The organism is Mesorhizobium sp. WSM3866 (assembly GCF_002294795.1).
Taxonomy (GTDB): Bacteria; Pseudomonadota; Alphaproteobacteria; order Rhizobiales; family Rhizobiaceae; genus Mesorhizobium.
Genome location: NZ_NSGC01000022.1, coordinates 18,570 through 45,337 on the forward strand (window position 1 = coordinate 18,570; position 26,768 = coordinate 45,337).

General features: G+C 60.0%; 22 protein-coding genes. 17 read left to right on the forward strand and 5 right to left on the reverse strand.

Features of this window, described 5'->3' with window-relative positions; translation table 11 throughout:
• The first annotated feature begins 37 nt into the window (after nucleotides 1-37).
• The 7 genes from CK222_RS29135 (at nucleotide 38) to alr (ending at nucleotide 8,039) form a co-directional block, all read left to right on the forward strand.
• Nucleotides 38-1,636 carry a GMC family oxidoreductase N-terminal domain-containing protein gene (locus tag CK222_RS29135; RefSeq protein ID WP_176477768.1) on the forward strand — a complete coding sequence of 533 codons (1,599 nt, stop codon included), beginning with the start codon at nucleotides 38-40 and terminating at the stop codon, nucleotides 1,634-1,636.
• Between the two features lie 179 nt (nucleotides 1,637-1,815).
• Nucleotides 1,816-2,292, forward strand: a complete 477-nt coding sequence (locus tag CK222_RS29140; RefSeq protein ID WP_095802701.1) for a heme-binding protein — start codon at nucleotides 1,816-1,818, stop codon at nucleotides 2,290-2,292.
• A 57-nt stretch (nucleotides 2,293-2,349) separates the two neighbouring features.
• Nucleotides 2,350-3,609, forward strand: coding sequence for an acyl-CoA dehydrogenase family protein (locus tag CK222_RS29145; RefSeq protein ID WP_067320363.1), 1,260 nt, complete (start codon nucleotides 2,350-2,352; stop codon nucleotides 3,607-3,609).
• 35 nt (nucleotides 3,610-3,644) lie between these two features.
• Nucleotides 3,645-4,757 (forward strand): Xaa-Pro peptidase family protein, encoded by a 1,113-nt coding sequence (locus tag CK222_RS29150; protein WP_176477769.1) that lies wholly within the window; start codon nucleotides 3,645-3,647, stop codon nucleotides 4,755-4,757.
• Nucleotides 4,754-5,503, forward strand: coding sequence for an SDR family oxidoreductase (locus CK222_RS29155; protein ID WP_067320370.1), 750 nt, complete (start codon nucleotides 4,754-4,756; stop codon nucleotides 5,501-5,503). Before CK222_RS29150 ends, CK222_RS29155 begins: the two co-directional genes overlap by 4 nt.
• Nucleotides 5,504-5,540: 37 nt before the next feature.
• On the forward strand, nucleotides 5,541-6,770 hold the full coding sequence (locus CK222_RS29160; RefSeq protein ID WP_067320373.1) for an amidohydrolase family protein: 1,230 nt from the start codon (nucleotides 5,541-5,543) through the stop codon (nucleotides 6,768-6,770).
• A gap of 177 nt (nucleotides 6,771-6,947) precedes the next feature.
• Nucleotides 6,948-8,039: an alanine racemase gene (gene alr / locus CK222_RS29165; protein WP_176477770.1), complete on the forward strand. Its 1,092-nt coding sequence runs from the start codon at nucleotides 6,948-6,950 to the stop codon at nucleotides 8,037-8,039.
• Nucleotides 8,040-8,207: 168 nt separating this feature from the next.
• Here the strand turns inward: alr and CK222_RS29170 are convergent, their stop codons facing one another.
• A complete protein-coding gene (locus CK222_RS29170; protein ID WP_067320718.1) occupies nucleotides 8,208-9,221 on the reverse strand; it encodes a Gfo/Idh/MocA family oxidoreductase in 1,014 nt (337 codons plus the stop codon).
• A gap of 425 nt (nucleotides 9,222-9,646) precedes the next feature.
• On the opposite strand from CK222_RS29170, the gene CK222_RS29180 reads away from it, so the two are divergent.
• The 4 genes from CK222_RS29180 to CK222_RS29195 all read left to right on the forward strand — a co-directional run bounded on the left by CK222_RS29180 (nucleotide 9,647) and on the right by CK222_RS29195 (nucleotide 13,613).
• Entirely contained in the window at nucleotides 9,647-10,906 is a 1,260-nt protein-coding gene (locus CK222_RS29180; protein WP_067320387.1) for an ABC transporter substrate-binding protein, read from the forward strand.
• 123 nt (nucleotides 10,907-11,029) lie between these two features.
• Complete coding sequence (locus CK222_RS29185; protein WP_067320721.1) at nucleotides 11,030-11,932, forward strand: sugar ABC transporter permease; 903 nt, start codon at nucleotides 11,030-11,032, stop codon at nucleotides 11,930-11,932.
• Nucleotides 11,922-12,806 carry a carbohydrate ABC transporter permease gene (locus CK222_RS29190; RefSeq protein ID WP_095802703.1) on the forward strand — a complete coding sequence of 295 codons (885 nt, stop codon included), beginning with the start codon at nucleotides 11,922-11,924 and terminating at the stop codon, nucleotides 12,804-12,806. The genes CK222_RS29185 and CK222_RS29190 overlap by 11 nt, the downstream gene beginning before the upstream one ends.
• Before the next feature lie 96 nt (nucleotides 12,807-12,902).
• A complete protein-coding gene (locus CK222_RS29195; RefSeq protein ID WP_095802704.1) occupies nucleotides 12,903-13,613 on the forward strand; it encodes a cytochrome b561 domain-containing protein in 711 nt (236 codons plus the stop codon).
• Between the two features lie 123 nt (nucleotides 13,614-13,736).
• On the opposite strand, the gene CK222_RS29200 is transcribed toward CK222_RS29195, so the two are convergent.
• From CK222_RS29200 to CK222_RS29210, 3 genes are read right to left on the reverse strand one after another with little or no spacing between them, the layout of a single operon-like run.
• Entirely contained in the window at nucleotides 13,737-14,462 is a 726-nt protein-coding gene (locus tag CK222_RS29200; RefSeq protein WP_095802705.1) for a ribonuclease activity regulator RraA, read from the reverse strand.
• A gap of 13 nt (nucleotides 14,463-14,475) precedes the next feature.
• Complete coding sequence (locus CK222_RS29205) at nucleotides 14,476-16,119, reverse strand: hydantoinase B/oxoprolinase family protein (RefSeq protein ID WP_095802706.1); 1,644 nt, start codon at nucleotides 16,117-16,119, stop codon at nucleotides 14,476-14,478.
• On the reverse strand, nucleotides 16,103-18,235 hold the full coding sequence (locus CK222_RS29210) for a hydantoinase/oxoprolinase family protein (RefSeq protein ID WP_095802707.1): 2,133 nt from the start codon (nucleotides 18,233-18,235) through the stop codon (nucleotides 16,103-16,105). The genes CK222_RS29205 and CK222_RS29210 overlap by 17 nt, the downstream gene beginning before the upstream one ends.
• 318 nt (nucleotides 18,236-18,553) lie before the next feature.
• Between CK222_RS29210 and CK222_RS29215 the strand changes: the two genes are divergently transcribed.
• Nucleotides 18,554-20,050, forward strand: coding sequence for an aldehyde dehydrogenase family protein (locus tag CK222_RS29215; protein ID WP_095802708.1), 1,497 nt, complete (start codon nucleotides 18,554-18,556; stop codon nucleotides 20,048-20,050).
• Between the two features lie 13 nt (nucleotides 20,051-20,063).
• Nucleotides 20,064-21,716, forward strand: a complete 1,653-nt coding sequence (locus tag CK222_RS29220) for a choline dehydrogenase (RefSeq protein WP_095802709.1) — start codon at nucleotides 20,064-20,066, stop codon at nucleotides 21,714-21,716.
• Here CK222_RS29220 and CK222_RS29225 read toward each other — a convergent pair.
• Complete coding sequence (locus CK222_RS29225) at nucleotides 21,709-22,269, reverse strand: RidA family protein (protein ID WP_210201952.1); 561 nt, start codon at nucleotides 22,267-22,269, stop codon at nucleotides 21,709-21,711. The genes CK222_RS29220 and CK222_RS29225 overlap by 8 nt on opposite strands.
• Nucleotides 22,270-22,342: 73 nt before the next feature.
• Here CK222_RS29225 and CK222_RS29230 point away from each other — a divergent pair, with 73 nt between their 5' ends.
• From CK222_RS29230 to CK222_RS29245, 4 genes are all read left to right on the forward strand, one after another.
• Complete coding sequence (locus CK222_RS29230; RefSeq protein WP_095802711.1) at nucleotides 22,343-23,080, forward strand: FadR/GntR family transcriptional regulator; 738 nt, start codon at nucleotides 22,343-22,345, stop codon at nucleotides 23,078-23,080.
• A gap of 152 nt (nucleotides 23,081-23,232) precedes the next feature.
• Nucleotides 23,233-24,324: an ABC transporter ATP-binding protein gene (locus CK222_RS29235; RefSeq protein ID WP_067320419.1), complete on the forward strand. Its 1,092-nt coding sequence runs from the start codon at nucleotides 23,233-23,235 to the stop codon at nucleotides 24,322-24,324.
• A gap of 349 nt (nucleotides 24,325-24,673) precedes the next feature.
• Complete coding sequence (locus CK222_RS29240) at nucleotides 24,674-25,672, forward strand: Gfo/Idh/MocA family oxidoreductase (RefSeq protein ID WP_067320422.1); 999 nt, start codon at nucleotides 24,674-24,676, stop codon at nucleotides 25,670-25,672.
• A gap of 54 nt (nucleotides 25,673-25,726) precedes the next feature.
• The gene (locus CK222_RS29245; protein WP_067320429.1) at nucleotides 25,727-26,764 is read left to right on the forward strand and encodes a pyridoxal-phosphate dependent enzyme; all 1,038 of its coding nucleotides are present in this window, start codon (nucleotides 25,727-25,729) and stop codon (nucleotides 26,762-26,764) included.
• Nucleotides 26,765-26,768 lie beyond the last annotated feature (4 nt).

The window sequence follows — 26,768 nt, forward strand, 5'->3', positions numbered from 1 at the left end:
CCGCCGGGTGTCAGATTTGCTTGCCGTGAGAAATGTCGTGACTGGAATATTTGATTTCATCATCGTTGGTGCAGGATCGGCCGGTTGTGTTTTGGCAAACCGATTGAGCGCCGATCCGGCGGTCAAGGTGCTGCTTCTGGAAGCCGGGCCGAGGGATTGGAATCCCCTGATCCGCATACCGATTGGCGTGAATTACACCGTGGGCAGCCATCTTGATTGGCGGCTGACGAGCGAGCCGGAGCCTGGCGTCGACAACAGGCGCATCAACCTTTCGCGCGGCAAGGTGCTCGGTGGTTCGTCGGCGATAAACGGCATGATCTTTGTCCGCGGCCATGCCGAGGACTTCAACGACTGGCAAAGGGCAGGCGCCACGGGCTGGGACTGGAATGGTGTCTTGCCCTACTTCAAACGCATGGAGACCTGGCAGGGGCCAGCCTCCCAGGATCGCGGCTCATTCGGACCGATAACCGTCAGCTACGGCAACTACCGCACGCCTCTGTTCGAAGCCTTCCTCGAAGCCGGGCGGCAGATGGGCATGCCGGTTGTCGAGGATTACAACACCGGAGACCATGAGGGCTTCGACTGGGTCCAGTACAACATTGACAAGAAGCGCGGCGTCCGCTGTTCGGCTGCGCACGGCTATCTGCGGCCGATCCGCCACCGCAAGAACCTGACCGTCCTCACGAACGCCAATGTCACCGGTCTCATCCTGCAAGGCGCGCGCTGTACTGGGGTGCGCTTCACCATCAAGGGGGGCCAGCACTCGGCCGTGGCCGCGGAGACGATACTGTCGGCCGGCGCCTATATGTCTCCCCATCTCCTGATGCTGTCGGGAATCGGCCCCGCCGAAGGATTGCGCGCAGCCGGCGTCCACCCGATCCTCGATCTTCCAGGCGTGGGCGAGAACCTTCAGGATCACTGCGGCAGTCTTGTGCAATTCGCCTGCACCAAGCCTCTGACCTACTATTCGTTGAAGCATCCTGTGCGTGGACTCAAGGCGGCGGCCGAATATGCTTTCAGGCGCTCCGGACCGATAGCCGTTTTCCCGATGTCGGCTCAGGCGTTCCTGCGCACCAACCCTGCCGAGGAACGTCCGAACCTGCAGGTTCAATTCTATCCCGTGAGCCGCGACCTGAAATCACCCAAGGGCGAGATCGCAACGTTCAACGCCTACACGCTGCAGTTTGGCCTGATGCGGCCAAAGTCGCGGGGCCGGCTCTTCCTGCAATCGAGCGACCCTTTCGTCGCCCCAAAGATCCAGCACAACCTGCTTACCGATCCGGCCGACATCCAAACGTTGACCGAAGGCCTGCGGCTGGCGCGTGAAATCAATGCCCAGGAAGCGTTGCGCGACTTCACCGGGCAAGAGCTAGACCCGGGCCTTCACGTCCAGTCCGACCGCGAAATCCAGGCCTATAATCGCCGCAACCTTTTGAACGAATATCATCCATCCGGCACCTGCAGGATGGGGACCGACGACATGGCGGTGGTCGACCCCGAGCTCAAGGTGCGCGGCATGGCAGGCCTCAGAGTTGCCGATGCTTCGGTGATGCCTGTGGTGACCTCGGGAAACACCAACGCGCCGGCAATGATGATCGGTGAGAAGGCCGCGGCACTCATTCTAGGGGAATATTAACTGCATGCGCTCCGTCCGCACCGGTGACCTGTCGCGGACGAGATATGGCAAGCCAGAACAGGCTTCAAGGCACTGGAATATTTAGGAAATGCTGGCGTGAACGGCGTCGCGCCATACGCTCTTGCTGTGCCTGCGGATAGACCATCTGCATACAATGGAACTGTCAGGGATTGGACCCCATGCACGATATTCGAGACCAGATCGCGGAAATTCAGCGGGAGACGGAGGGCCATGCTTTCTCGGCGTTCAGCCAGGCTGATGCGCTGCGCGTTGGCAAGACGTTGCTCGGTCTGGCGGAAGACGAAGGATTGCGTGTGGCGGTAGGCGTCGACCTCGGCGAACAGGTGATCTTCCGTGCGGCGCTGCCTGGTACGAGCGCCGACTACCAGCATTGGATTGAAAGGAAATTTGCCGCGGTGAGACGCTTTGCCAAGGCTTCGATGCAGCTCGAGCTGCAAGCCAGGCTGGAGCCCGACTTCGCCACTGAGCGCGCGCTCGATCCCAGCCGCTACGTTCTGTGTGGGGGCGCCGTGCCGATCTGCGTGGGGACCGCCATGGTTGGTGCGATCGGCTGCGCGGGCCTCGCCTCCATCGACGACCACCGGCTGGTCATTCGTGCCATCGAAACCTATCGAAAGGCCATTGACGGAGGCTGAGCTGCATTGCATACTGCATGCACTAAAGATTGCAGCCAGCAAGAAGGAAGGGATGCAATGTATCCATTCAAGTCGAACCCCGAAGACGCTCAATGGATCGAAAAGGCTAGAGCCCTCAAGGAGGTCTTTGCCCAGCGCGCCAGACAGGTCGACGAGGCTGGCGGCTGGCCGCAGGAGAACTGGCAAGACATCATCGACGGCGGCTTCCTGAAGCTGGGCGTGCCGAAAGAATATGGCGGGTATGCCAACGAGGATGCCGGCTTCAGCAACCTGTGCCACGCCGTGGTCGAGATCTTCGCCTCTGCCTGCGGCAGCACCGGCTGGATCATCCAAAACCAGTATCACTGCTTTGGACTGGTAGCCGCGCTCGGCAATGAAGAGCAGAAGCGGCGCATCCTGGGCGATGTGGCCCAAAACGGAGTGGGTGTGGCCTCGGTCGGCAGCGAGGTCCAGCCGGGCCGTTCCCAGGTGGTGCCGCACAAGGACGGCAAGATCTCCTTCGCCTCGGATTTGACTCCTACAGAGGGCGGTTTCCTCGCGAACGGCTTCAAGGGTTTCACCAGCGGTGGTGCGGCGTCGAAATATCTCTTGTTTTGGGCATTGGCTCCCGGAACAGATGATCCCGATGTCGGCGCGAGCGTCTTCGTCATCGAGTTGCCCAATCCCGGCGTCGAGTTCGTCTCGGGCTGGGAAGAAGCGATCGGCATCCGCGCATCGCTGTCGGGCGGTGCCAAGTTCACCAATGTCTTCATTCCCTGGAAAAACGTTCTTGGCGAGCCTGGTGATTTCAACCAGAGCCATCCCTACACCTTCGAGCTTGCCTATGCTGCGCATTCGCTTGGTTCGGCGCAAGGCATCTACGAGGAAGTGCGCGATGCAGTCGCGGCAAGAGCTTTCCTGCAGCAGGACGACACCAACATGTACTCGCTGGGCGAGATGGCCTCTGCGATTGCAGCGACCCGTTCGCAGCTATGGTACGCGCAACATCTCTACGACCAGAAGATGTGGGGCGAGGCCTCGCACGCCACTCTCATGGGCCTCCACATGGCCAAGACGACTGTGGGGTTGGTTTCGACCAAGGCCTTCGAGATAGTCGGCACGAGAGCGGTGTTCCGCTGGAGTTCCATTCCGCGGCTGATGCGCGACGCACGCGTCGCCACGCTTCACACGCGTGAAAGCATGATCATGAAGACTGTCGCCAAGACCGAACTGTCGCGGGATTATCACCCCAAGGCGAAATATGGTCGTCGGCTTCCCGAGAGCGAGCGCAAGACCTGGGCCGATCTGGGCTTCCATTTCGACCGGGATGCGGCATGACGGGCAATGCCGCCAAGGCTGACGCGCCGCCCGCTGTGCTGCCCTTCGACCGGGGGGAATTTGGGCGGCGGGTGAGCCGTGTTCTTGCGGAAATGGCTGATCGCGGCGCCGACCTGCTGCTCGTCGACCAGATCGACAGTCTGGCCTACCTGACAGGCTACGCACATTCGGGAGCCCGCTACCAGGGTGCGCTGATCTCACCCTCGGGCGCCGTGACACTGCTGATCCGCTCGGCCGATCAGTTCGGGGCCCAGCGGCAGGCCACAGCGGACGCGTTTGTCACCTTTGACGATCAAGAGGACGAAGTCGCGCTCTTGGCGGGGCTGATCAGTGACAGCGGCGCGAAAGCCTTGGCCGTCGAGACGGACAGCCATTTTCTCACGATCGAGCGATACGAGCGCGTTCAGGCGAGAAATCCCGGACTGACATTCATCGATTTCGGCAAGGTGATTTGGGAACACCGCTTGATCAAGTCCCCAGCCGAGATCGAGGCGCTGCGCCGCGCCTGCGCCATAGCCGACGCGGCGATCCAAGCCGGAACCGACGCGATCGCCGTTGGCCGATCAGAACGCGAACCCGCCATTGCAACATATCGCAAGGCAATCAGTCTTGGGGCCGACAATGGTCGTGTCGCCGTTTTCGGCTACGGCAGCACAGTCGCCAATATGCATGGTCGGCTGGGCGAGCGGATCATGCAGGCGGGCGAACTCTATTTCATCGAGGCTGTGCCCCAGGTCTACGGCTACTCGGGACGCATTGCCCGGCCGATGGCGGTGGGCCACGTCTCTGATCGGCAACGCGCGATTGCGCGGCGTGTGGTCGAGATCCAGGACGAATTCATCGCCGCCATGGTTCCCGGCGCCGTTTCGGGCGAGATCGACCGCGTCGCCCGCGAGACCATGCTTCGCGAGGGCCTCAAGAAGAGCTACCCCCAGGTTTCGGCCTACACGCTCGGTTATCACGCCGTGCCCCGCACGTCCGATCATACCCGCATCTTCATGCCCAACCAGACCTGGGCGCTCGAACCGAACATGGTTTTTCACGTCATCCATTATTCCGAAGGCATGCCCTTCAGCGAGACGGTTCTGGTCACGCAAAACGGACCGGTCCGTCTCACCCGGACTGCCAGGGAGATTGCCGTCAGATGAGCCAAGTCGGACAGCGTGTTCTGGTTATAGGTGGTTCGAGCGGCATGGGCGAGGCAGGCGTTCGCGCGCTTGCCGCCTGCGGCGCCCGCGTCGTCATGGCCGACAGGAAAGCCGCGCCGGACAATCTGGGCGCTGTGCGGGTTCTCGCAATCGACATTGGCGACGACGCGCGTATCGCCTCTGTAGTGGCCGAGGCCGGTGAAATCCTCGGCGGTCTCGATGCTGTTTGGAACAATGCCGGTGTTTGCCACGTCGGCACGCTCGAAAGCATGGAATTGGGTGCCTTCGATCTCAGCTTCGCCCTAAACGTTCGCGCCAATGCTGTGCTGGCACGTGCAGCGCTTCCGCTGCTCCGTAAGGTTGGAGGCGGCAGCTTGCTTTTCACGGCATCGGCAGCATCCATCATGGTGGCCAAGGGTTCACTGCCCTACATCGTTTCGAAGTCGGCGCTGCTGACGATGACCCGGCAACTCGCGCTGGAATATGCCAGCGACAATATCCGGGTGAACGCCCTTTGCCCGGGTTGGGTGGACACGCCCTTCAACGCGCCGGTCTGGGAGATATTTGGCGGGCGGGAATCCTTCCTCCAAAAGGTGCCGGAGCTCGTCCCCTTGCATCGCATGGGGACCGTCGAGGAGTTCGGCGCCATCGTGCGCTTCATTCTCTCGGCCGATGCACGCTTCATGACCGGCCAGGCGGTCGTGGTCGATGGCGGGGAGTCGTTGATAAAAGGCCCGACCCGCTGATGGGTGCGTATGGCCGGCCACACCTGCAGGAGCAGTCATGAGCGATATCGTCATCACCAACGCCAGCTTGCTTGATCCACGAGCCGCAACGTTGCGCTCAGCCCAGCAGATCCGGATCGAGGGTCAAAAGATTGTCGAGGTTGGAGGCTCGGTTGGCGTGCCCCAAGGGGCGACCAGGATCGACGCCGCAGGCCGCGTCGTGATGCCCGGTCTTATCGATGCTCATGTCCACGCGATGGCCTATGTCAACAACCAGATGACGCTGGCCAACACGGCACCCTACCTCGTTGCGGCGCACGCCTCGAAGATCCTTGCCGACTACCTGCGACGCGGCTTTACCACCGTACGCGATTCCGGCGGCGCGGATGCGGCGCTCGCCGATGCCACACGCCTCAACCTCTTTCCTGGTCCACGCCTGTTCGTGCCGGGGCTGGCGCTGGCGGTCACCGGCGGATTGGGCGATTTCCGGGTACGGACCGAACATGAGCAAGGCTGTCCGCATTGTCGCAGCACGCGCAACATCAGCCGTGTCGTGGATGGCGTGGACGCAGTCCGCCGCGCGGTGCGCGAGGAGATCGCGGCCGGTGCTCATCAGATCAAGTTGATGGCCGGCGGGGGCAACTCGGGGAAATCTTCTATCTATTCCCCGCATTTTTCACTCGAAGAGCAACGGGTCGCCGTGCAGGAGGCGGCCGATTTCGGCACCTATGTGATGGCGCACTGTTATGGCGTCGATGTTATCCGACGAGCACTGGAAGCGGGCGTGCGCACTATCGAGCACGCAAACCTGATAGACGAGGATACCGCGCGTCTGGTGGCGGAGAAAAACGCCTATGTCGTGCCCACGCTAGCGACCTTCGAGGCCAGCATCTTCTACGCCGACCAACTGGGCACGCCAGCGCGCATCGTGGAACAGGTCAAGATGATGCTGCGCCGTGGTGTCGAAGCGGTAAAGATCTGCCGCGACGCCGGCGTCAAACTGGGGTTTGGCACCGACCTGGAAGGCGTCATGCATCACTACCAGTTGCGTGAGTTCAAGATCCGCTCCGTGGTTGAAACGCCAGCCCAGACCTTGCATTCGGCCACCATCGTCAATGCCGAGATCGTGCGGCACGAGGGCAAGCTCGGAGAGCTCGTCCCGGGCGCCTTCGCCGATCTCCTGATCGTCGACGGCAATCCGCTCGAAGACCTTGATGTGTTCCAGGAGGACGGCAGTGGCATCCGCGTCACGATCAAGGACGGCCATATCCACAAACGCGATCTGTGAGCGCACCGCGCCTCGATGAGTTGTTCCGGATAAGAGCCACATCGTGGGAACCGCCCAAGGAACATGACGACCACTCCTTCCTCTTCGGCGTCCCCGTCAATTCCCGATGAAGCCAAGCGACGGTCCGGCGATGATTGTCGACCTGGAAGCCATCCGCACGAATTATCGGCTTCTGGCATGCAGATCGCGAGGAAGACTGCGGCCGTTGTGAAGGGCGACGGCTACGGCCACGGCATGCTGAGAAGCGCTCTCGCGCTGCAAGAAGCGGGGGCGCGCCTGTTTTTTACCGCCCGTCTGGATGACGCGTTTTCGTTGCGTGATCACCTCGAGCCCGAGTGCGTCATTTCCGTGCTGGACGGTGCCAACAGTTCGACAATGGCTGAAGCGGTCGCCTCCGGGATCGTGCCGGTGATAAACAGTCATGAACAGCTGTCGGCGGCTGTGTCAGTGGCGCACAAGACGATGCGTCCCCCTCGCGTCTTCGTCCATATCGATACAGGCATGAATCGGCTGGGATTGGCGCATGGTCGCATTTCGGAAATCGTCGACTTGGTCAATTTGCTTGATATTCGTGCCTACCTGACGCACTTCGCAGCCGCCGACGACATGGATATCGCATTTTGCGAGCGGCAAGTCGCGGCGCTGAGGGCCGCAGTTGCAAAGCTGCCGGCCGCCCCGCTGTCGATAGCCAACTCAAGCGGGATCTTCCTGGATCCCTCTTTTCATGGGGATATCACAAGGCCCGGAAAGTCGCTGTTCGGGATCCATCCCCTGGCCGATGGCGACAACCCAAAGTCCGAACCGGCGATCGTCTTGGCTCCTGTCATCCAGGTTCGACAACTCCGCTCCGGCGACCCGGTCGGCTACTCATCGACCTGGCATGCGCCGTCGGATCGGCGCATTGCCGTGATCGCGGTTGGTTACGCGAACGGCTATAGTCGGATCGCATCCAATCATGGGCAAGTTGCGTTCGACGGCAGGTCGGCGCCGATTGTTGGCCGCGTATCCATGGATCTGATCGCCGTGGACATCACCGAACTCTCCGAGACCACGATAGCCGCGGGATCCGTGGCGGAAATTGTTGGGCCGAGCATATCGTACCGCCAATTGGCTGCGATCATGGCGACCAACGAACATGAAGCGCTGATCTCGCTTGGCCGGTCTTGTCCGAGGATTTATCTTGGGCACAAACCGGCGCCATCCAAGGTTGGTGGCGCCCAGCGCTACCGCCTTATTGCTAGTGAATTTGCAGCGCCAAATCTCGGCTAACCTGCTCGGCATCCGTCCGAGCATGGAGCGTGCTTGCCGCTAATTTGATGCTCGCCATCCGATATAACGTTGAGCGCCGAACCGCCGAGGAGATTTCGTTTTAATTCTCGTTCACGTCGAGAACCGGATGGCGCATGGGCAGTTTACGAATTGTCGCGCAATCGGGCCTCACACTTGCCCAATCAAGACTGTCTGACCTGTGGCGGCCGATTGCGCCACCGCCTTTGCCAACTTCACGCTCCAAACACCGTCCTCGCCCGTCGAGGAGGGCTCACCCTCACCTTGAATAGCGGCCATGAAATCGGAAACACCGCGGTCATAAGTGACCTTGAGTTCAAGAGGTATGTCTTGCTCACCGTTACATGTTCGCAAAACGACCCTGCCGCCAGGGGCCTGTGACATGACGTCGATGCCAAGAATGCTGCCGGCCGAGCCATGGATTTCAACGCCGCGCGGGCCATAACCGACGACAAAGCTGTCATGGCATTGCACCAAGATGTCGCCTGAAAATTCCCATACCGACATGACGCTGTCCTCGATGCCGTTGGCCCCTTCGCCAGACGCGGTCGCCAGCGCGGTGATCTTTGTGGGATTGCTGTCCAGATAGAACCGAAGGAGATCTGCATCGTGCACGGTGATGTCGTAAATAACCCCCGCGCCCGCGCTTTTGTCGAAGAGCCTCCAAGTCTTTAGGCTCTCGGGGAGCGATCCCGCATGGAAGATGCGGATCGAGTTGATTTTTCCTATCGCTCCCTCGTGCAGGAGCCGCTTTATCGCTCGGTGGCTCTCCATGTTGCGCAGATGGTGGTTCGTACCGAGTACCACGCCCTTGCGTTCGGCGGCCTCAACGATCAGTTGCGCGTCTTTCGGCTGCAGAGCCAGCGGCTTTTCACAAAGCACGTGCTTGCCGGCTTCGATGGCGGCCAGTGCCTGCGATAGGTGCTGATCGTTCTTGGTGCTTATGTAGACCGCGTCGATTTCTCGATCGCTCAACATCGGCATAAGCGAGCCATAGGCGTCAGGTATACCCTTCTGGTCCGCAAAAGCTTGGGCGCGGCTCGGATCGCCACTGACGACAGCTTTAACCTTACCCAGCGGATGCTTGCGTATGGAGTCGACCATCCACTCGCGTGCGATGGTGCTGGCGCCGATCAGGCCCCAAGAGACTACTTTCCCGTTCATCGCGATGACTCCTTCACTCCCTGGGTGCGGGACCAGCCGCATGCTGATAATTTGTCTGACCAAAATATTATTTGTCAACCTGCTGCGAGGCCGAAACCATCTGAGAGCGACGGTCTGATTTTCGATTTTATCGCGCTTTAACGGGGTCTTAGCTCCGGTTCGCGCCTGCATGCGATGCCGGCCACGGTTCGAACTCGGAGTCGTGCCCCTGATTGTAGATTGACATATATGTCATAAAAGCTAACGATAAGTCGGACATCTGAAGCCGGGCGGCCTGTAGTGGCGAGTCTGAACGGTTGGCAAGGCGGAGGGTGTCGGCGTCGGTAAGGGCGGCCCGCATGATGCCAAGAAGAAGGCGACAGACGCCCGGAAGACCGTAACGAACAACCTTGTTTCGCAACCGTAGCTACAAAGGGGAATGAGAAATGCTTAATCGGAATCTGGTCCTCGCGACGGCCTTGTTGCTGTCCGGTTCGACAACGATGGCGTTGGCGGGGAGCCCGAACGTGGAGGTCATGCACTACTGGACCAGTGGCAGCGAGGCGGCCGGGCTGAATGTGCTCAAGAAGCTCCTTGAGGAGCGTGGCGTCACCTGGAGCGACTCGCCGGTGGCCGGCGGCACCGGGATGAACATGGTGCAGGTTCTGCGCGCCCGCATCGCATCCGATACGGCGCCAGCCGCGGCACAGATGCACGCCCAGCAGGTCCAGGCCTGGGCATCCGAGGGCGTGCTAACCGACCTGACGGATCTCGCCGCGAAGGATGACTGGGCCAAGGTGATTGCGCCGGAACTTGTTCCTCTCATTTCGCATGACGGGTCGTATGTCGCGGTTCCGGTGAACGTGCACCGTTCGAACTGGCTCTGGTACAACAAGAAAGTCTTCGATTCCGCGGGCCTGCAGCCTCCGACGACGTGGGACGAATTCAACGAAGTTTCCGAAAAGCTCCTCGCCAAGGGCGTGACGCCGCTGGCCCTGGGTGGTCAGCCCTGGCAGGAGTTGGACCTCTTCGAGAATGCTGTCCTTGGCATCGGGGGCGCCGACTTCTACCGCAAGGCTGTCATCGATGAGGATGAAGCCGCGCTTCGCAGCGACACGATGGTCAAGGTTTTCGATCAGCTGCGTAAAATCAACAAATATGTCGATTCCAATTATCCCGGCCGCGACTGGAACCTTGCTACCCAGATGGTGATCAAGGGTGAGGCCGGAATGCAGATCATGGGAGACTGGGCGAAGGGCGAGCTGTCGCTCGCCAACCTGCAGCCCAACGTCGACTACGGCTGCGTACCCGCCCCGGGCACCAAGGGAAGTTACGTCTGGCTGACCGACAATTTCGGCTTCTTCAAGACCAAGGACAAGGACAAACAGGCCGGCCAGCTCGCCATGGCGTCGGCAATCCTGGACAAAGGGTTCCAGGAGGCGTTCAACATCAAGAAGGGCTCGATCCCGTCGCGACTCGACGTTTCCATGGACAAGTTCGATTTCTGCGGAAAGGCCGCCTTTGCGGACCGGGCGGAAGCCCAAAAGAGCCAGAAATCGCTGCCGTCACTGGCACACAATGCCGCGGCCGGAGCAACGAAAACAGGCGTCTTCACCGACGTCGTCTCAACTTTCTTCGAAACGCCCAGCGTCACCTCGCAGCAAGCGATCGACCAACTCGTAACCGGCCTTAAATCCGCGCAGTAGCGGACCAGATCGAGGTCAGGCGACGATCGCGGCCGCCCCAACCAAGCTGCGATCGTCGGCCTTCGTGAGACGAAAGGATTCCTGGTGTCAACGACTTTCCCGGTCCAGCAAACCGCGAAGCGCGTGCAATGGCGTGAGGGTTCCGGCGCCAAGCTATGGCTTGCCCGCAACGCATCCCAACTGGCGTTGGCTCCGTCGGTCGCTATTATCCTTCTGGCGGTCTATGGCTTCATGGTGTGGACGGGGGTGGTGTCGTTCACAGCATCCAAGATGCTGCCATCCTATGAATTTGTCGGCTTCGATCAATACTGGCGCCTCTGGAGCAATCCGATATGGCGGATCGCGGTCGATAATATCTTCATCTTCGCGATCCTGTTTATCGCGATCGCATCGATTATCGGAATGGCGCTGGCGATCCTGGTCGATCAGAAGATCCGCGCCGAGGGCCTCTTCCGAACGATATATCTCTACCCGATGGCGCTGTCGTTCATCGTGACGGGAACCGCCTGGAAGTGGATCCTCAATCCGGGTCTCGGCATCGAGCGAATGGTACGGCTATGGGGCTGGGATAGCTTCCGGTTCGACTGGTTGGTGGACCCTCGGTTTGCCATCTACACGCTCGTCATTGCAGGGGTCTGGCAGTCATCCGGATTCGTTATGGCCCTGTTCCTGGCGGCGCTCCGAGGAATTGACGAGGATATCACCAAGGCCGCGAGGCTTGATGGGGCCGGCAGCTTTCAAATCTACCGGCGCATCATCATACCGCAACTCGGGCCAGCCTTCTTGACTGTATTCGTCATCCTAACGCAGCAGGCAGTGAAGAGCTTCGACTTGGTGGTGGCGCTAACCGCCGGAGGCCCTGGAAACAGCACACATCTTCCTGCGACTTTTATGTACATGCAGACATTTGGTCGAGACCAGATGGCAGTGGGCGCCGCGAGTGCCATGATGATTTTCATGACAGTTACCGCAGTCGTGGCACCTTATCTCTATTCCGACGTGAGGAAACAACGCGATGACGCATGACAGCATCGTTCTCGAAAGGGGAGGGCGCTATCATCTCAGGCGCGTATTCATCTACTGCTGCCTGATCTTCATCGCGGCTGTCTATCTGCTGCCGCTGTTGGTCGTGGTATTTACGTCTCTCAAGAATATCGACGAGATACGCAACGGCTCGTTGCTTTCGCTGCCGAAGGCGCCAACCCTGGAAGCCTGGCAGCAAGCCTGGTCCGACGCTTGCATCGGCCTTCAATGTTCAGGTTTGAAGGGCTTCTTTCTGAATTCTACGATCCTGATCGTTCCCGCTGTCGGGTTGTCAACCGCGATCGGAGCCATAAACGGCTTTGCGCTCACGCACTGGAAATTTCGTGGGTCCAACGTTGTATTCGCGTTGCTCCTGTTTGGCGTATTCATTCCATTTCAAATCATCCTCATCCCAATGGCTCGTTCGCTCGGCGCAGTTGGCCTGGCGAACACCATGCCCGGCCTCATATTGGTTCACGTCGTATATGGGATACCGTTCACAACGCTTTTTTTCAGGAACTATTTCGTCTCCCTGCCCGCAGAATTGGTCAAGGCCGCAAAGGTCGATGGCGCGGGTTTTTATCAAACCTTCTTCAGGGTCATCCTGCCCATTTCGATCCCTTGTATCGTCGTTGCGGTGATCTGGCAGTTTACCAATATCTGGAATGACTTCCTCTTCGGCACGACATTTACATCCGGCGACAACGTTCCGGTGACGGTAGCTCTGAACAATATTGTCAACACGACCACCGGCGTGAAGCGCTACAACGTCGATATGGCAGCAGTCGTGCTGACCGCGCTGCCAACTATCGCCATCTACGTTCTCGCTGGGAAGTACTTCCTTCGCGGCCTAATGGCCGGTTCCGTGAAGGGGTAGGGAGACCCCGCAGGTTTTGGGATCCTGGCCCCTGGCGCATCAGAAACTGCGCCCAGGTGGCACGATGGATGTGCGCGCCAGACGGATGAGCAACACATGGACACTGCTACGACCTTGCAATTGCCCTTAGGCTTCGCACTCGAAGTGCATTGGGAATATCACGCGTGGCTCATGTCCACGATCTGGATCGTTCTGGTGCCGGGGATTGTTCTTCTCACCCGGTACGGCAAGCCGCCACCCTCTCGCGAAGGCATACCCAAGGGAAGTCCAAAACTTGGTCGCAAGCTCTATTGGTTCACCATTCATCGCCTGGGACTTTCGTTACTTGCCTTATGCAGCCTTTGTGGAGGGTCGATCGCCTTGCTGGCGAACGGAGGCTTGAGTGCCACGATCCACGCGATATTTGGCATTGCGACCGTGGTCCTCGGCATGCTCCAGCTTTTGAGCGCGCGCCTTCGCGGGACCCATGGCGGCCCCGATGCATCCGCCCAGAGCGCGCCAAACGCTACGGTCAGCCGGGGCGACCACTATGACATGAGCCCGCAACGCCGATGGTTCGAGGCCTACCATAAGATCGTCGGGTACTTTACCGCGGCCTTGGCGTTGGGCGCGGTGGTGACCGGCCTGTCGCAATACTGGATCTCGAGCCTAGCTGTCGGGCTCGGCCTCGCCCTGATCATGTGGATGGTGACCATGATTGTCCTGGAGGCCAAGGGATTCCATCACGATACATATCTGTCGAACTTCGGTACCGGTGCTCGTCACCCGTTCAACAAGCTTCGGATCGATCAGATGAATGGTGACTAAGACCAGCGGCCACCCGTTGGAGGCCTCGGCTGCAGGCCGTCGCTACAGAAAAAGGGTGGCGGGCCGCGAAGGGAGGATCGCAGCCCGCCTGGACAGCCTCGGGAGGACGAGGCCGCTTTGCGACTACCGTCCTGCCTTCTTGCGCCAGACGTCATATTTTTCCTGGTTTTCCGGTTTTGTGCAGGGGTAGAGCCCGATGATTGACGCGCCGCCACGGACCTCCTCCAGGACGAAATCCTCAAAGCTTTCCATTCCGGTACATTCCTCCGCAATCTCATCGGCAAGGTGAGCTGGAACCACCATCACGCCATCCTTGTCCCCGACCAGGACATCGCCAGGGAAAATCGGCGCATCCCCGCACGAAATAGGTACGTTGATGTCCAGCGCTTCATGATGTGTCAGGTTGGTCGGCGCAGATGGCCTGGCGTAGTAGGCGGGCATGTCCAGCGCACCTATGCCTTCCGCATCGCGGAAGCCGCCATCTGAGACTACGCCCGCCGCGCAGCGCAACGCCAGCCTCGTGATCAAAATAGAACCCGCGGTCGCAGCCCTGGCGTCCTTGCGCGCATCCATCACGAGAACATGGCCGGGTGGGCACGTCTCCATCGCCACGCGCTGTGGATGTTCCGGATTCCGGAAGACGGTGATCGGATTGCGATCTTCGCGCGCGGGAATGTAGCGCAGTGTGAATGCCGGGCCGACCATGTTGTCCTGTTTGGGCGCAACCGGAACGACGCCCTGAATGAACTGGTTGCGGAGCCCTCGCTTGTAGAGCGCCGTGGCGATGGATGCGGTGGATATCTTTTTCAGCTTCGCTCGCGTTTCGTCAGATAAGTTATGTTGTCTCATGCTGTCCTCGAGTTCACTTGATTAGACCGTTTCGGCGATCGGCCATGACGCTGCCGGCATCGCGCTCGTCGGCGGGGCCATAGCCGCCCCCACCGGGTGTTTCGACGACAAGCCTGTCGCCCGCCGGCACCAACTGCTTGCCTTTGCCCTTGAGGGATCCGCCTGACTTCAGCGCTACTTTCCCCGGGGCACCGTTATCGCCGCCGAAGCGGCCGCGTGCGGGGTTATCGATGCGGTCGAGGGCTGCGTAGATGTAGAACGGGTGGCCTTCGCGATGACCGATCTCGATGCTTTGACCGAGACCGCCACGAAATTTCCCAGCTCCGCCGGAACCGGCACGCAATTCCTTGCGCCAGAAAATGAGTGGGGTCAGGGTCTCGAGGATCTCGACAGGAACACCAGAAACTCCCGACGGGAAGGCCGTCGCATTGAGCCCATCAAGCCGCGAGCGAGCTCCGGTGCCGCCGGTCTGAACCGACAGCGCCGAGAAGCGTCGCGTGCTTGGGATGCCTTGGGTGAGGCACGCGTCATGCGCGTCTTCAAGGATGAGATTCCACAGAGCTGACGCACCCTCGGCCAGAACGTTCTCGGGAACCAGTTGCGCAAGACAGCCATAGACCACGTCGGGCAGCATCTGGCCGATGACGTGTCGCGAGGATACCGGTGCAGGACGTTGGGCGTTGACGATCGTTGCTTCGGGAGCCGTGACGGTCACGACGGAAAGGGAGCCCGAATTGTTCGGCACATCAGGGAAAAGTGCGCAGGCGACGGCGTAGGTCGAATAGGCCTGAGCATAGCTGATGGGCACGTTGATGCCGCGCGCCGAAAGTCCCGACGTGCCAGTAAAATCCACCGTGATGTGGTCTTCAGCAATCCGGGTCGTTGCCTTCAAGGTCACCGGCCGGTCGTAACCGTCGATCACCATTTCAGCTTCGGCCGTGCCTTTCGGAATTGCGGCGATCGCCTTCAGAGCTGCGTCGCGTGAGCGCCTGACAATCTGATCGCAGAGCGCGGTCAGATCGGTAAGATGAAATTCCTCCAGCATGTCGGCCAGCCGGCTCACTCCGATCTGATTGCAGGCCGCAAGTGACATCAGATCGCCTTCGAGTTCAGCCGGGTAGCGTGAATTCGAGCGCGCGAGCGTTATCAGGACCTTGTCGATCTCGCCCGCGGCGATCATTGCAAGCGGGGGGACATAAAAACCCTCCTCGAAGACATCGCGGCCGTCCGGGCCAAAGCCAATGCCTCCGACATCCATGAAATGACAAGTCGATGCAAAAAGCCCAACCAGATGGCCTTTATAAAAGGCGGGCGTCACCGCGACGAAGTCATGCAGATGGCCTGTTCCCATCCAAGGGTCGTTGGTGACATAGACGTCACCCTCGCGCATCGTGCCTGCGGGATAGCGATCCAGGAAGTGCAGGACCGAGGCGGCCATCGTATTGACATGTCCGGGCGTGCCTGTAACCGCCTGCGCGATCATGCGACCGTCGGGGTGGAAGAAGCCGGCAGAAAGGTCGCCCGATTCGCGGACGATCGGGCTGAATGCCGTGCGGCGCAAGGCCTGGGCCTGTTCCTCGACGACGGCAATCAGACGGTTCCACATAATCTGGAACTCGATCTCGCCAATCTGTTGGATATCAGGGCTGACGGCCATTTGTCGCTCCCTTGCGATCGGAGGGTCTGGCCGCTTGTGCGGCAAGATTGGTCAGGACAAGGTGGCCGAACCTATTGCATTCGACACAAAAATCTCTCGGAACAACCGTGTTGGTTTCGCGCTCGGTGATGACGAGCGGCCCAGTCAGGACGATGCCCGGGTCAAGCTCGGAGCGCTCATAGACAGGAGCGTGGATCGTGCTGCCATCGACTTCGGTGAAGGGGGTCTCGCCTGACGGTTCGATTTTCCGACAGCGGCCAATTGAGGCCTCATCTGCCGGCAGGGCGGGTTGCGCAGCAGATGCGGTTACCGCCCACGTGAGAACTTCTACTTCGTGATTGGGCAGGAAGCGACCGAAGACCTCTTTGTATCGCCGATCGAATGCCTCCTTCAAAGCCGCGCCGTCGATCCCGCCATCTGCCGCGAATGGCAGATCGACCTCGAGCTCGTGGCCCTGCCCAACATAACGCAGGAATGCTGAGACATGTGCCTTGACGGATTGGCCCCCAGCTGCCGGAGCAACCACGGCGCTTGCCTCCTGCTTCATCTGTGCGATGAGGTCGGCAGTGGCGGAATTGTTGACCCGGTCCAGCCGGCTATGGCGGCTCCGCACGACCTCGTAGGCCAAAGGAGCCTCCAGGAAGCCGATGGCAGATCCGACGCCGGCGCCCTTCGGCACAATCACATTGACCAAGGACAATTTCCTTGCCAGTTGCGCTGCATGCATCGGTGCGGCGCCGCCAAAGGCAATCATTGCCCGGCGCCGCAGATCCTTGCCGTGCTCGGCGGCATGGACCCGGCTGGCGTTTGACATGTTCTCTTCGACGATCGCGGTGACCGCGGCGGCGGCCTGAACAGGCGTCAACCGCAACTTGTCCCCGACCTCGCTGGATAGCGCTTGCTCTGCCAGGTCGCGCCGCAAGACCATGCGGCCGTCCGCGAATTTACGAGTGTCGATCCGCCCCAACACGAAATCACCGTCGGTGACCGTCGGCCGACGGCCGCCGATTCCGTAACACGCCGGCCCCGGCTCCGATGAAGCACTTTCGGGGCCGACCGTGAGGCGTCCCATGGTGTCGACCTGGGCGATTGATCCGCCTCCTGCTCCGATCTCGACCATTTCAATCACGGGTATCCGAACCGGCAGGCCCGAACCCTTAAGGAACCTCTCTGTCCGATCCACCTCGAAGCTGCGCGATTTCAACGGTTGGCCATGGTCGATCAAACAGATCTTGGCGGTCGTTCCTCCCATGTCGAAGGAGACGATGGCGTCAAGATCGCATTCCTTTGCGATCTTGGCTGCAAGGATTGCCCCACCGGCCGGGCCAGACTCAACCAAGCGGATCGGGTAATCGGCGGCCTGGTCGACGGTCGTGAGACCTCCGCCCGAGGTCATAAGCAGGATCGGCGCGTTGAGCCCTTTTTGCACCAACTCGGATTTGAGCCGGCCAAGATAACCGGCCATGATTGGACGGATATAGGCGTTAGCGACTGTGGTAGAGGTGCGCTCGTACTCACGAACTTCAGGACACGTCTCGGACGAAATACAAAAATAGACGTCAGGCATCATAGCGGACAGGATTTCCCGCACACGCCGCTCATGTGATGGATTCGCATAGGAATGGATCAACGAGACGGCGATGGATTGAACGCCTTGCTCCATCAATGAATGCGCGAGCGCGACGACATCTGTGTCGTCGAGCTCAAGCAGGACGCTTCCATCGGAGGCGACCCGCTCTGGTATGGTGAAGCGCAGGCCGCGTCCCACCAACGGCTGCGGCTTCTTGATGAAAATGTCGTACTGGTCATGGCGACTTTCCGAGCCAATCTCGATCGTGTCGCGGAAGCCTTGCGTGGTGATCAATGCTGTCTTGGCACCACGGCGTTCGATGATTGCGTTTGTCGCCAACGTGGTGCCGTGGAGGAAGACGTCAAGGTCACCCAATCCAAGCCCCTGCTTTTCCAGCAGTCCCTGCACGCCCTCGATAACAGCGCGTTCGGGCGTCTGATGGGTGGTCAGGATCTTGGTCGAGGCGCGGACGCCGCCGATCTCGATGACGATATCGGTGAAAGTGCCGCCGATGTCGGCGGACGCTCTGTTGATGCGGGAAACCATCACCACTCCATTATCGGCAGGCAGTTTCCATATTTGTAAGTTTTCTGATTAATTGTCAATCAATCTTGCATGCAGACTGACGCGCTTGTCCCTTGCCCGGGCCCGACGGGGCCGGCCCACAGCGGGTTTTGCTGCCTTTTTAGCAATTGCGAGCCCATGAAACGTGCGGCCGACCGTTTACATTCAGTTGATTTTTGGAATATGTGACCGTCGAAAAGAGGTTGACAAATATGTAATTTTGTTGCCGCTTGGGCGGAGTTTAGGCGCGCTTCGACAACTTAGGCCAAGGCGACGCAGACAGGAACGCTGGGATTTGGGATGACTTCTGGTTTTATTCCGCCGAAAGCGGTCAGACAATTTGGAAGCTGGATCGACGGCGCGTGGTCGTTCAGACAGGGCGCGCAGATTATGTCGGTCAACCCGGCCAACGGCACGCGGGTTTCGCTGTTGCATGAGGCAGGGGAAGGCTTGGTCGATCAGGCCTGTGTGCGCGCTCACGCTGCCTTCGAGGCCGGATGGCGCCTGTCGAGCGGGGAGCAACGCTCCAACGTGTTGATGCGAACCGCCGGTCTTATTCGCGAAAATGTGGATGAACTTGCCTGGTTCGAAATGGCCGAAAGCGGCAAGCCGCACAAGCAGGCGAGGCTCGAGATCGAGCGCTCGGCCATGCTGTGGGAATTTGCCGCAACGCAGGCCAGGTCTCTCACAGGTGACAGCTTTGGTGGCTTGGGTAAGGACTATTTGGCCTTGACACTGCGCGCGCCGGTCGGCGTGGCCGCAATCGTAACGCCCTGGAACTTTCCGTTCTTGATCGTCAGCCAGAAGCTGCCGTTTGCCCTTGCAGCCGGCTGTGCGGCTGTCGTGAAGCCATCGGAACTGACCTCCGCCACGACGCTGCTCTTGGGCCCTATCCTCAAGCAGGCGGGCCTGCCAGATGGGGTGTGCAACATCGTGACGGGCAGCGGTCGACTAACCGGGGAGGCTTTGCTCAAGCACCCCCTTACGCGAATGATCTCCTTTACCGGATCGACCGCGGTGGGCAAACACGCCATGGAAATCGGCGCTCGGATGTTGAAGAAGGTTTCGCTCGAGCTAGGCGGCAAGAACGCCCATATCGTGATGAATGATGCCGATCTGGGAGCCGCGCTCGACGCCGCCTTGCATGGAGCCTTTCTCAACGCCGGGCAATCGTGCAATCAAGGCGGTCGCATCCTGCTTCAGAACGGCATCGCCAAGGATTTCACGAGAAAGTTCATCGAGGCCGCAAGGTCCATCCGCGTCGGCGACACACTGCGCGACGATGTGCTGATGGGACCGATCATCAGCGAAGCGCAGTATCGCAAGATTCTAGGCTACATCGAGATCGGCAAGGCCGAAGGCGCGACGCTCGCCCTTGGCGGCACGTGTCGGGAAGAGGCCGGAGGGCGCTACATCGACCCGACCGTTTTCACCGAGGTCGCATCCAGCATGCGGATTGCCCAGGAGGAAATATTCGGTCCAGTCTGCACTATCCAGAGCTTCGAGACGCTAGACGAGGCGTTCGCCATCGCCAACGGCACCGACTACGGCTTGTCGGCCGGCATATGGACGCGCGACACAGCCGCGGCGCTGAAGGCTGCGCGGGAGCTGGAGGCGGGAACCGTTTGGGTCAATACCTATCTCGACGGGCCCGCTGAACTACCCTTTGGCGGCCTCGGCGCGAGCGGGATCGGACGCGAGGTTGGTCGCGTCGGATGCGAAGAGTTCATGGACATCAAAACTGTCCAATTGCGCAGCGGCGGATATCAGCCGCGTTGGATCGGCAAGGCCATCTGAGGGGGAGGTGAGGATGGACAAGGAATATGACTTTATCGTTGTCGGCGGCGGATCGGCCGGCTGCGTCGTGGCCTCGCGCCTGAGCGAGGATGCCGGCTCACGCGTGCTTCTTGTCGAGTTCGGCAAGAAGAACGACGGTCCGCTGGTCCGCTGGCCAGCGGGCTACGCCAAACTCCAAGGCCCGAAGTTTCGCTACGAGTGGCAAACGGTTCCGCAGCCGGCTCTCAACAACAGGCGCATGCTTTTCCCGCAGGGCAAGGTTCTGGGTGGGGGGTCCTCGGTCAACTCTATGGTCTACATCCGCGGCAACCGTCGCGACTACGATCAGTGGCGCGACCTCGGCAACGAGGGATGGGGCTATGATGATCTGTTGCCCTATTTCCGCAAATCCGAGGACAATGAGCGATATCTTGACGATTACCATGGTCAGGGCGGGCCGCTTGGCGTGTCTGACCAGCGTTCGCCGATCGACCTGACGCGGGTCTATATCCGCGCCGCGCAACAGGCTGGCTACCCCTACAACACCGATTTCAACGGCGCTCAACAACACGGGGTCGGTTATTATCAGGTCACTCAGCGCGCGGCGCGTCGCTCGAGCGCCGCGCAGGCCTTTATCTATCCCAATGCCAATCGCAAGAACCTTACCGTGCAGACCGAGGCTCGCGTGCTTCGGGTGTTCGTGGAGAACGGCCGCGCGACAGGCATCGAGGTCGCAATAAAGGGACAGACAAGCCGGATCGAGGCCCGATCCGAAGTCATACTGTGCGCGGGCGCAATCAATTCTCCGAAAATCCTGCTTCTTTCAGGGGTCGGACCAGCCGCCGAACTCAAGCGCGCGGGCGTGAGAGCGGTTCATGACCTGCCAGGCGTCGGCAAGAATTTGCAGGATCATCTGGACGTCTATTGCTGTGCCAGCCTCAAGGAACCGGTATCCTATAACGGCCACGACAAGGGTCCTATGGCCGCTTGGCACACGCTGCAATTCCTGGCCTTCGGCACTGGCCCGCTCACGTCGAATGTCTGCGAGGGCGGGGGCTTCGTATCGACTGAAGGGAACACCGATTGGCCAGACATCCAGATGCACTTCCTTCCCGCCTACGTCATCGATCATGGTCGCGTGCAGGTCAAGGGCCACGGAATGACCCTCAACACCGCCTATCTTCGACCCGAAAGCCGCGGAGAGGTGATGCTGGCCTCTGCTGATCCGGCGGCCGAGCCGATCATTGATCCTAAATACATGACGCATGCGCGCGATTGGGCGCATGCCGTCAACGGGTTCAAGATTGCTCGTGAAATCCTGTCACAGCCCGCCTTCGCCAAGATCTACAAGGCCGAACACTTGCCCGGCGCGCAAAGAACGAGCGAGGAGGATCTGCGTGCCTATGTTCGAGAATGGAGCAAGACCGACTTTCATCCTGCCGGGACCTGCAAGATGGGTTCCGACGAAAGGGCCGTCGTGGACACCGACCTCAAGGTACGCGGCATCGACGGACTGCGCGTCATCGACGCCTCGATCATGCCCACGCTGGTCTCTGGCAACACCAATGCTCCGTCAATCATGATCGGCGAGCGTGGCGCCGATGCGGTGAAAGGGCGCAAGTTGCCGCAGCAGCACACGGTCGCTCGACAGATGCAGCAAAAGTATCCGGATCACGCGCCTACCTGACGGCAGCGACAAGTTCGATTTCGACGCTGGAGTTGCGCGGCAGTTCGGCAACGCCAACGGCAGAGCGCGCGTGATTGCCGCGTCCGCCAAGCACCTGACGCAGCAAAAGGGTTGCAGCGTCGGCCACGCGCGGCTGGAGATTGAATCCCGGCGCCGACGCCACAAAAACAGTGATCTTCAGTATCTGGACGACATTGTCCAGACCGCCGACGGCATGCGCGAGAGAGGCAAGCGCGTTGCGCATTGCCAGTTCAGCCGCTTCCTTTGCCTGTTCGAGCGTGACGTCCGATCCGACCTTCCCCGGGTAGAGATCCTTGTCGCCGGTCTTTGGCACATTGCCGCTGACCCAGGCCTGGCCGTCATGCACCAGAACTGAAGTGTAACCATAAGCGGGTGGTTGGTACGCCGGAATCTCGTATCCGTTGTAGGTAAAGGCACCTGTCATTGTTGTCGCTCCTCCTGTGGGGTGGGCGGTGCGTCCGATGAGCACCGCGAAGATTCGCAAATGGGGTAAGTTGCTGGACTTATTCCAAAGATGTCGGACATTTGCCATAAAAATAGCTTGCTGTAAAACAAATTAGCTGACATATTACAAATATGTGCAAATCCCAAGTCCCGGCAGAGCGATGAAGCTCAAACTGGCAGACCAGGTCTATGGCGCTCTTCGGCAATTCGTCGAAGGCGGTGAGTGGCCGGAGGGCACACGAATCCCTCCTGAGACCGAGCTTGCGAAGAGCTATGGCGTCTCGCGGCCCGTCGTGCGGGAGGCTTTGATCAGGCTCAGAATGGAGGGCATGATCGGAGCGCGCAAAGGCTCCGGGAACTTTGTGATCGGCAAAAATGGCCTGGACTCGGGTGGCTACAGGCCGATCGAGAACATAGCCGACCTCATCCAGGCGTTTGAATTTCGATTCTCCGTGGAATGCGATGTGGCTGCTTTCGCGGCGCTGAGGCGGACCGACGAGGAGTTGGAGGAAATTCGCATCGCCTCCGCCGTCGTCAGGAACCAGTCGAACGAGGAGACCTTCGGCGATGCCGATTTCGGGTTCCATCTCGCACTGTCCCGAGCAAGTCGAAACGCAATGTATGAAACCACGCTCAGCATGCTGCGCATGCAGATCGTCTTCGGGATGCGGCTGGTCGGAGAATTCTCTCAACAACAAGCGGCAACCCGCTCCGAGGCGATATTCGAAGAACACGAGATGATCGTCGATGCCGTTCAGGCCCGAGATGCCGACCAAGCCCAGTCGGCGATGGGTCGGCATCTCATGAACTCACGACGCAGGATTCTGGGCTTCGAGATCGCAAGTGATTGGCAACCGACACTTGGCACCGGACCGTCGATCCGAAGGGGGCAGAAATGAAGCGGTCCCTTCGTCCGCCGTGCCTGCGCCGTTGCCGACCGCGATCGCTCGGACATGGCGCTTGCTCGATCGCAAATCTGTGCACCCAGCCTGCTTTTTCCAGTGCGATTTCGGTCGGCGCCCGATCCGGCGCCCTGTTAGAGGTTTAGCCTATGTCTTCGTTGTCCATCGATAGCGTTTACAAATATTACGGCCCCAACCTGTGCGTGTTGAAAAACATCAACATCGACGTCGCATCCGGCGAGTTTCTCGTTCTTCTCGGACCATCGGGCTGTGGCAAGTCGACGTTGCTCCACGCGATCGCCGGCCTTCATAGGATCAACGCCGGCGAAATCCGGCTTGGCGAGCGCGTCCTCAACGAAGTCCCCTGTCAGCACCGCGATATCGCGATGGTGTTCCAGTCCTATGCGCTCTATCCCTCGATGACCGTCAGGCAAAATATCGCTTTTCCGCTGGAAATGCGAAAACTGCCAAAGCCGGAACGTGACAAGGCGGTTTCGGACGTCGCCAACTTGCTTCAGATCAGCCATTTGCTGGATCGAAAGCCGGGACAACTGTCTGGCGGGCAGCGGCAGCGGGTAGCAATTGGCCGCGCATTGGTGCGAGAGCCAAGCCTTTTCCTTTTCGACGAGCCACTATCGAACCTCGACGCTCTTCTTCGTGTCGAAATGCGGACCGAGCTGAAGAAGCTGCACCATCGGATGGGTCGAACCACCGTCTACGTGACACATGACCAGATCGAGGCGATGACGCTGGCAAACCGGATCGCCATCCTGGACAAGGGTGTCGTTCAGCAACTTGGAACACCAGGCGAGGTCTACAATCGACCTGCCAATCTCTTTGTCGCAACATTCATTGGCAGCCCGCGCATCAACCTTTTGCCGGCGGTGAGCAAGGGGGGCAGGGTGGTGCTGGAGAGGTCAGGGACAATCCTGCCGGCCCCGCAGGAATTCGCTCCGGCTTTGCGCCAGGATGGCCGCAGGGTCACGGTGGGAATCCGGCCGGAGCACTATGGCCTGGCGGAGGGCAACGCCACCAGCGAGAAGACCGTAGACATGGACGTCGACGTCAATCTGATTGAGCCGACGGGATCAGACGATGTCATTTTGTTTCAGCATTCCGGCGTGGAACAGCTGGCCCTGCTGCGGGCAGGGCATGTGAGCCAAAGCGGCAGGGCGCGGCTGCGCGTCGATACGTCTCGCATAAGCATCTTCGACAGCGAGTCCGGCGAGCGCCTTCAATGAGCCTGGATCCAAACATCTGCGTGGCAGGCTTCCGGCCCGGAGACGCATCCGTCGCCCTGTCACCATGGTGGCAAATCATGCGCCGCACCGGGTGCCCATCGGCATCTGCCCAAGCGATCTGCACTACAGGCGCCTGGCTTCAACGCGCAACCGAGCGAGCTCGCCCGCCCCTGCGTTTTGTCCCCGAATTCAGCATGCGCAAAGCGCGCGAAGTCCAAAGGCCGCATGCCGCTGATCGATCCTTCTTTCCGCCGTCCAGGGCAGTCGACCTCGCATTCACGATAGCAGCCCAAACCATGCGCTTAGGCGACCGGCTGGCATCCATCCTCGTTCATCAGGAATCCGCGCAGTGACAAAGCAACTTCGATGGGGACTCGTTGGCGCAAGCCGCATAGCCGCCGAGTGGATCATCCCCGCGATCAGAGCGACGCCAGGAAACGAAGTGGTTGCCGTCCAGGGCGGCAACCCGGCGCGTGTGAGCGAATATGCCCGGGCCAATGACATACCGCTTTCCTGCGGGTCGCTCGAGGATCTGCTCTCCGCCGGCGTCGATGCGGTCTACATCTCCAACACCAACGAAAAGCATGCCCCTTGCGCCATGGCGGCACTCAGTGCGGGCAAGCATGTCTTGGGTGAGAAACCGATGGCCATGACCGAGGAAGATGCGCGGGAAATGGTTTCGTTGGCTAAAGATAGAAATCTTGTCTTGGCGATCAACCATCATTTGCGCGGCATGAATAGCCACCGCAAGCTACGTGAACTTGTCGAAAGTGGCGTGCTCGGCGACCTCGTCGCGGTTCGAGCCATGTTCGGTGTTCTGCTGCCCCAGGACAATCGCGGATGGCGCACCGAAAGCACTTCGGCCGGAGCAGGTGTCTTCTTTGACCTAACCGTTCATGACGCCGATACCCTGCACTTTATACTGGGTGAGAAATTTGTGCGCGTTGCTGCTTTTACTTCCAACAACGGCATCTCTGCCGACGGGATTGAAGATGGCGTAGCCACGATAGCTCAAACGGCATCTGGCCTCACAGCGCAGATCACGGAGAGCTTCGCGATCGAGCATGCGCGCACAACCCTTGAGTTGCACGGCACCAAGGCCTCGGTTTTTGCCGATGACGTGCTGTTGCAGCGGCCCGGCGGAAGGCTGGAGCTAAGCGTGCAAGGAAAGCGCCAAGATATCCCCGTCGAGCATGAAAACGCCTACCCCCGTGTGATAGCGGCCTTTGCCGATGCCGTCAGGGGTGTTGGCCGGCCGCTTGTAGCCGGTGAGGACGGTTTAGCTTCGCTTCGATTTGCACTTGCCGCCCGGACCGCGGCCGCAACAGGTCGAGTGATCGAAATCTGACCGCTTCGCGTACGCGGATCGCGCCGGGAGCATCATCCAAAGGATCCAATCCGAATGACGAATGTTTCACAGGCCGAACTCAGCTCTGCGCTCGAAGCGCTCCCGCGTGCGCGGCTGGCGCATCTTCCGACGCCCATCGACTACTGCCCCAAGCTTACAAAGCGGCTTGAGGGGCCAAGGATCTGGATCAAGAGGGATGACTGCACCGGTGTTGCCTTTGGCGGCAACAAGGTTCGGCAACATGAATTCATCCTCGGCGACGCGGTTAGTCGCGGTGTCGACGTGGTGATCCAGGGTGCCGCATCCCAATCAAATCAATCGCGCCAACTCGCCGCAGCTGCCGCGCGGCTTGGTCTCGACTGTATCCTGATGCCTCGTAAGGACGCCCACTACGATCAAGTTCAAGGCAATCAGCTTATATCCAGGCTTTTTGGTGCAAAGATCGTGCCCGTGGACGCGACGGCTTCGGTGAAGCGGGCCAAGCAGGATATGGCGGCCAGGCTGAAACGCGAAGGCCGAAACCCAACTATCCTCGGCATGGGATCGGAATCCGCGCTGAGCTTGGCGGCGGTCGCCTATGTCAACGCGTATCTGGAGATATCTGCTCAGTTCGAAGCGCTGGGCGAAGCGCTGCCCACTCACATCTATGCGACCTCTCAGGGAAGCACGCAGGCCGGCTTGCAGGCGGCGGCAATGCTGCTTGGGCACCCGACTCAAATCCGCGGCATCAACCCGATGGACAGCCGCAACGAGGCCTACGAATTCCCTTCCGCGATTGCCGGTCAGTGTGAGGCGGCGGCGCGTATCCTCGGGTTCGATTTGTCGGTGCCGGTGGAAGAAATCAGCAACTCCACCGATTGGGTGGGCGATGGCTACGGCCTTCCCTCGGCTGATGCTCAAGAGGCGTCTGCCTTGCTCGCCCGAACCGAGGGTATCCTTGTCGACCCGGTGTATTCGGGAAAAGGGTTCTCCGGCTTGCTTGCCGATATAAGGGCTGGCCTTCTGACGGCGAAGGACCGCGTGGTGTTCATCCATACAGGCGGTCTGCCAGCCATTTTTTCTTACGCCGACACCATTCTAGCTTGCAGGTAGAAGA

Bases quoted from the DNA above. Each gene is read 5' to 3' on its own strand.
- CK222_RS29155 (WP_067320370.1), top strand. From the start codon at position 4,754: ATGAGCCAAGTCGGACAGCGTGTTCTGGTTATAGGTGGTTCGAGCGGC.
- CK222_RS29220 (WP_095802709.1), top strand. From the start codon at position 20,064: ATGGACAAGGAATATGACTTTATCGTTGTCGGCGGCGGATCGGCCGGC.
- CK222_RS29180 (WP_067320387.1), top strand. From the start codon at position 9,647: ATGCTTAATCGGAATCTGGTCCTCGCGACGGCCTTGTTGCTGTCCGGT.
- CK222_RS29200 (WP_095802705.1), bottom strand. From the start codon at position 14,462: ATGAGACAACATAACTTATCTGACGAAACGCGAGCGAAGCTGAAAAAG.
- CK222_RS29215 (WP_095802708.1), top strand. From the start codon at position 18,554: ATGACTTCTGGTTTTATTCCGCCGAAAGCGGTCAGACAATTTGGAAGC.
- CK222_RS29210 (WP_095802707.1), bottom strand. From the start codon at position 18,235: ATGGTTTCCCGCATCAACAGAGCGTCCGCCGACATCGGCGGCACTTTC.
- CK222_RS29230 (WP_095802711.1), top strand. From the start codon at position 22,343: ATGAAGCTCAAACTGGCAGACCAGGTCTATGGCGCTCTTCGGCAATTC.
- CK222_RS29225 (WP_210201952.1), bottom strand. From the start codon at position 22,269: ATGGCAAATGTCCGACATCTTTGGAATAAGTCCAGCAACTTACCCCAT.
- CK222_RS29205 (WP_095802706.1), bottom strand. From the start codon at position 16,119: ATGGCCGTCAGCCCTGATATCCAACAGATTGGCGAGATCGAGTTCCAG.
- CK222_RS29245 (WP_067320429.1), top strand. From the start codon at position 25,727: ATGACGAATGTTTCACAGGCCGAACTCAGCTCTGCGCTCGAAGCGCTC.
- CK222_RS29160 (WP_067320373.1), top strand. From the start codon at position 5,541: ATGAGCGATATCGTCATCACCAACGCCAGCTTGCTTGATCCACGAGCC.
- CK222_RS29235 (WP_067320419.1), top strand. From the start codon at position 23,233: ATGTCTTCGTTGTCCATCGATAGCGTTTACAAATATTACGGCCCCAAC.
- CK222_RS29170 (WP_067320718.1), bottom strand. From the start codon at position 9,221: ATGAACGGGAAAGTAGTCTCTTGGGGCCTGATCGGCGCCAGCACCATC.
- alr (WP_176477770.1), top strand. From the start codon at position 6,948: ATGCAGATCGCGAGGAAGACTGCGGCCGTTGTGAAGGGCGACGGCTAC.
- CK222_RS29195 (WP_095802704.1), top strand. From the start codon at position 12,903: ATGGACACTGCTACGACCTTGCAATTGCCCTTAGGCTTCGCACTCGAA.
- CK222_RS29145 (WP_067320363.1), top strand. From the start codon at position 2,350: ATGTATCCATTCAAGTCGAACCCCGAAGACGCTCAATGGATCGAAAAG.
- CK222_RS29190 (WP_095802703.1), top strand. From the start codon at position 11,922: ATGACGCATGACAGCATCGTTCTCGAAAGGGGAGGGCGCTATCATCTC.
- CK222_RS29140 (WP_095802701.1), top strand. From the start codon at position 1,816: ATGCACGATATTCGAGACCAGATCGCGGAAATTCAGCGGGAGACGGAG.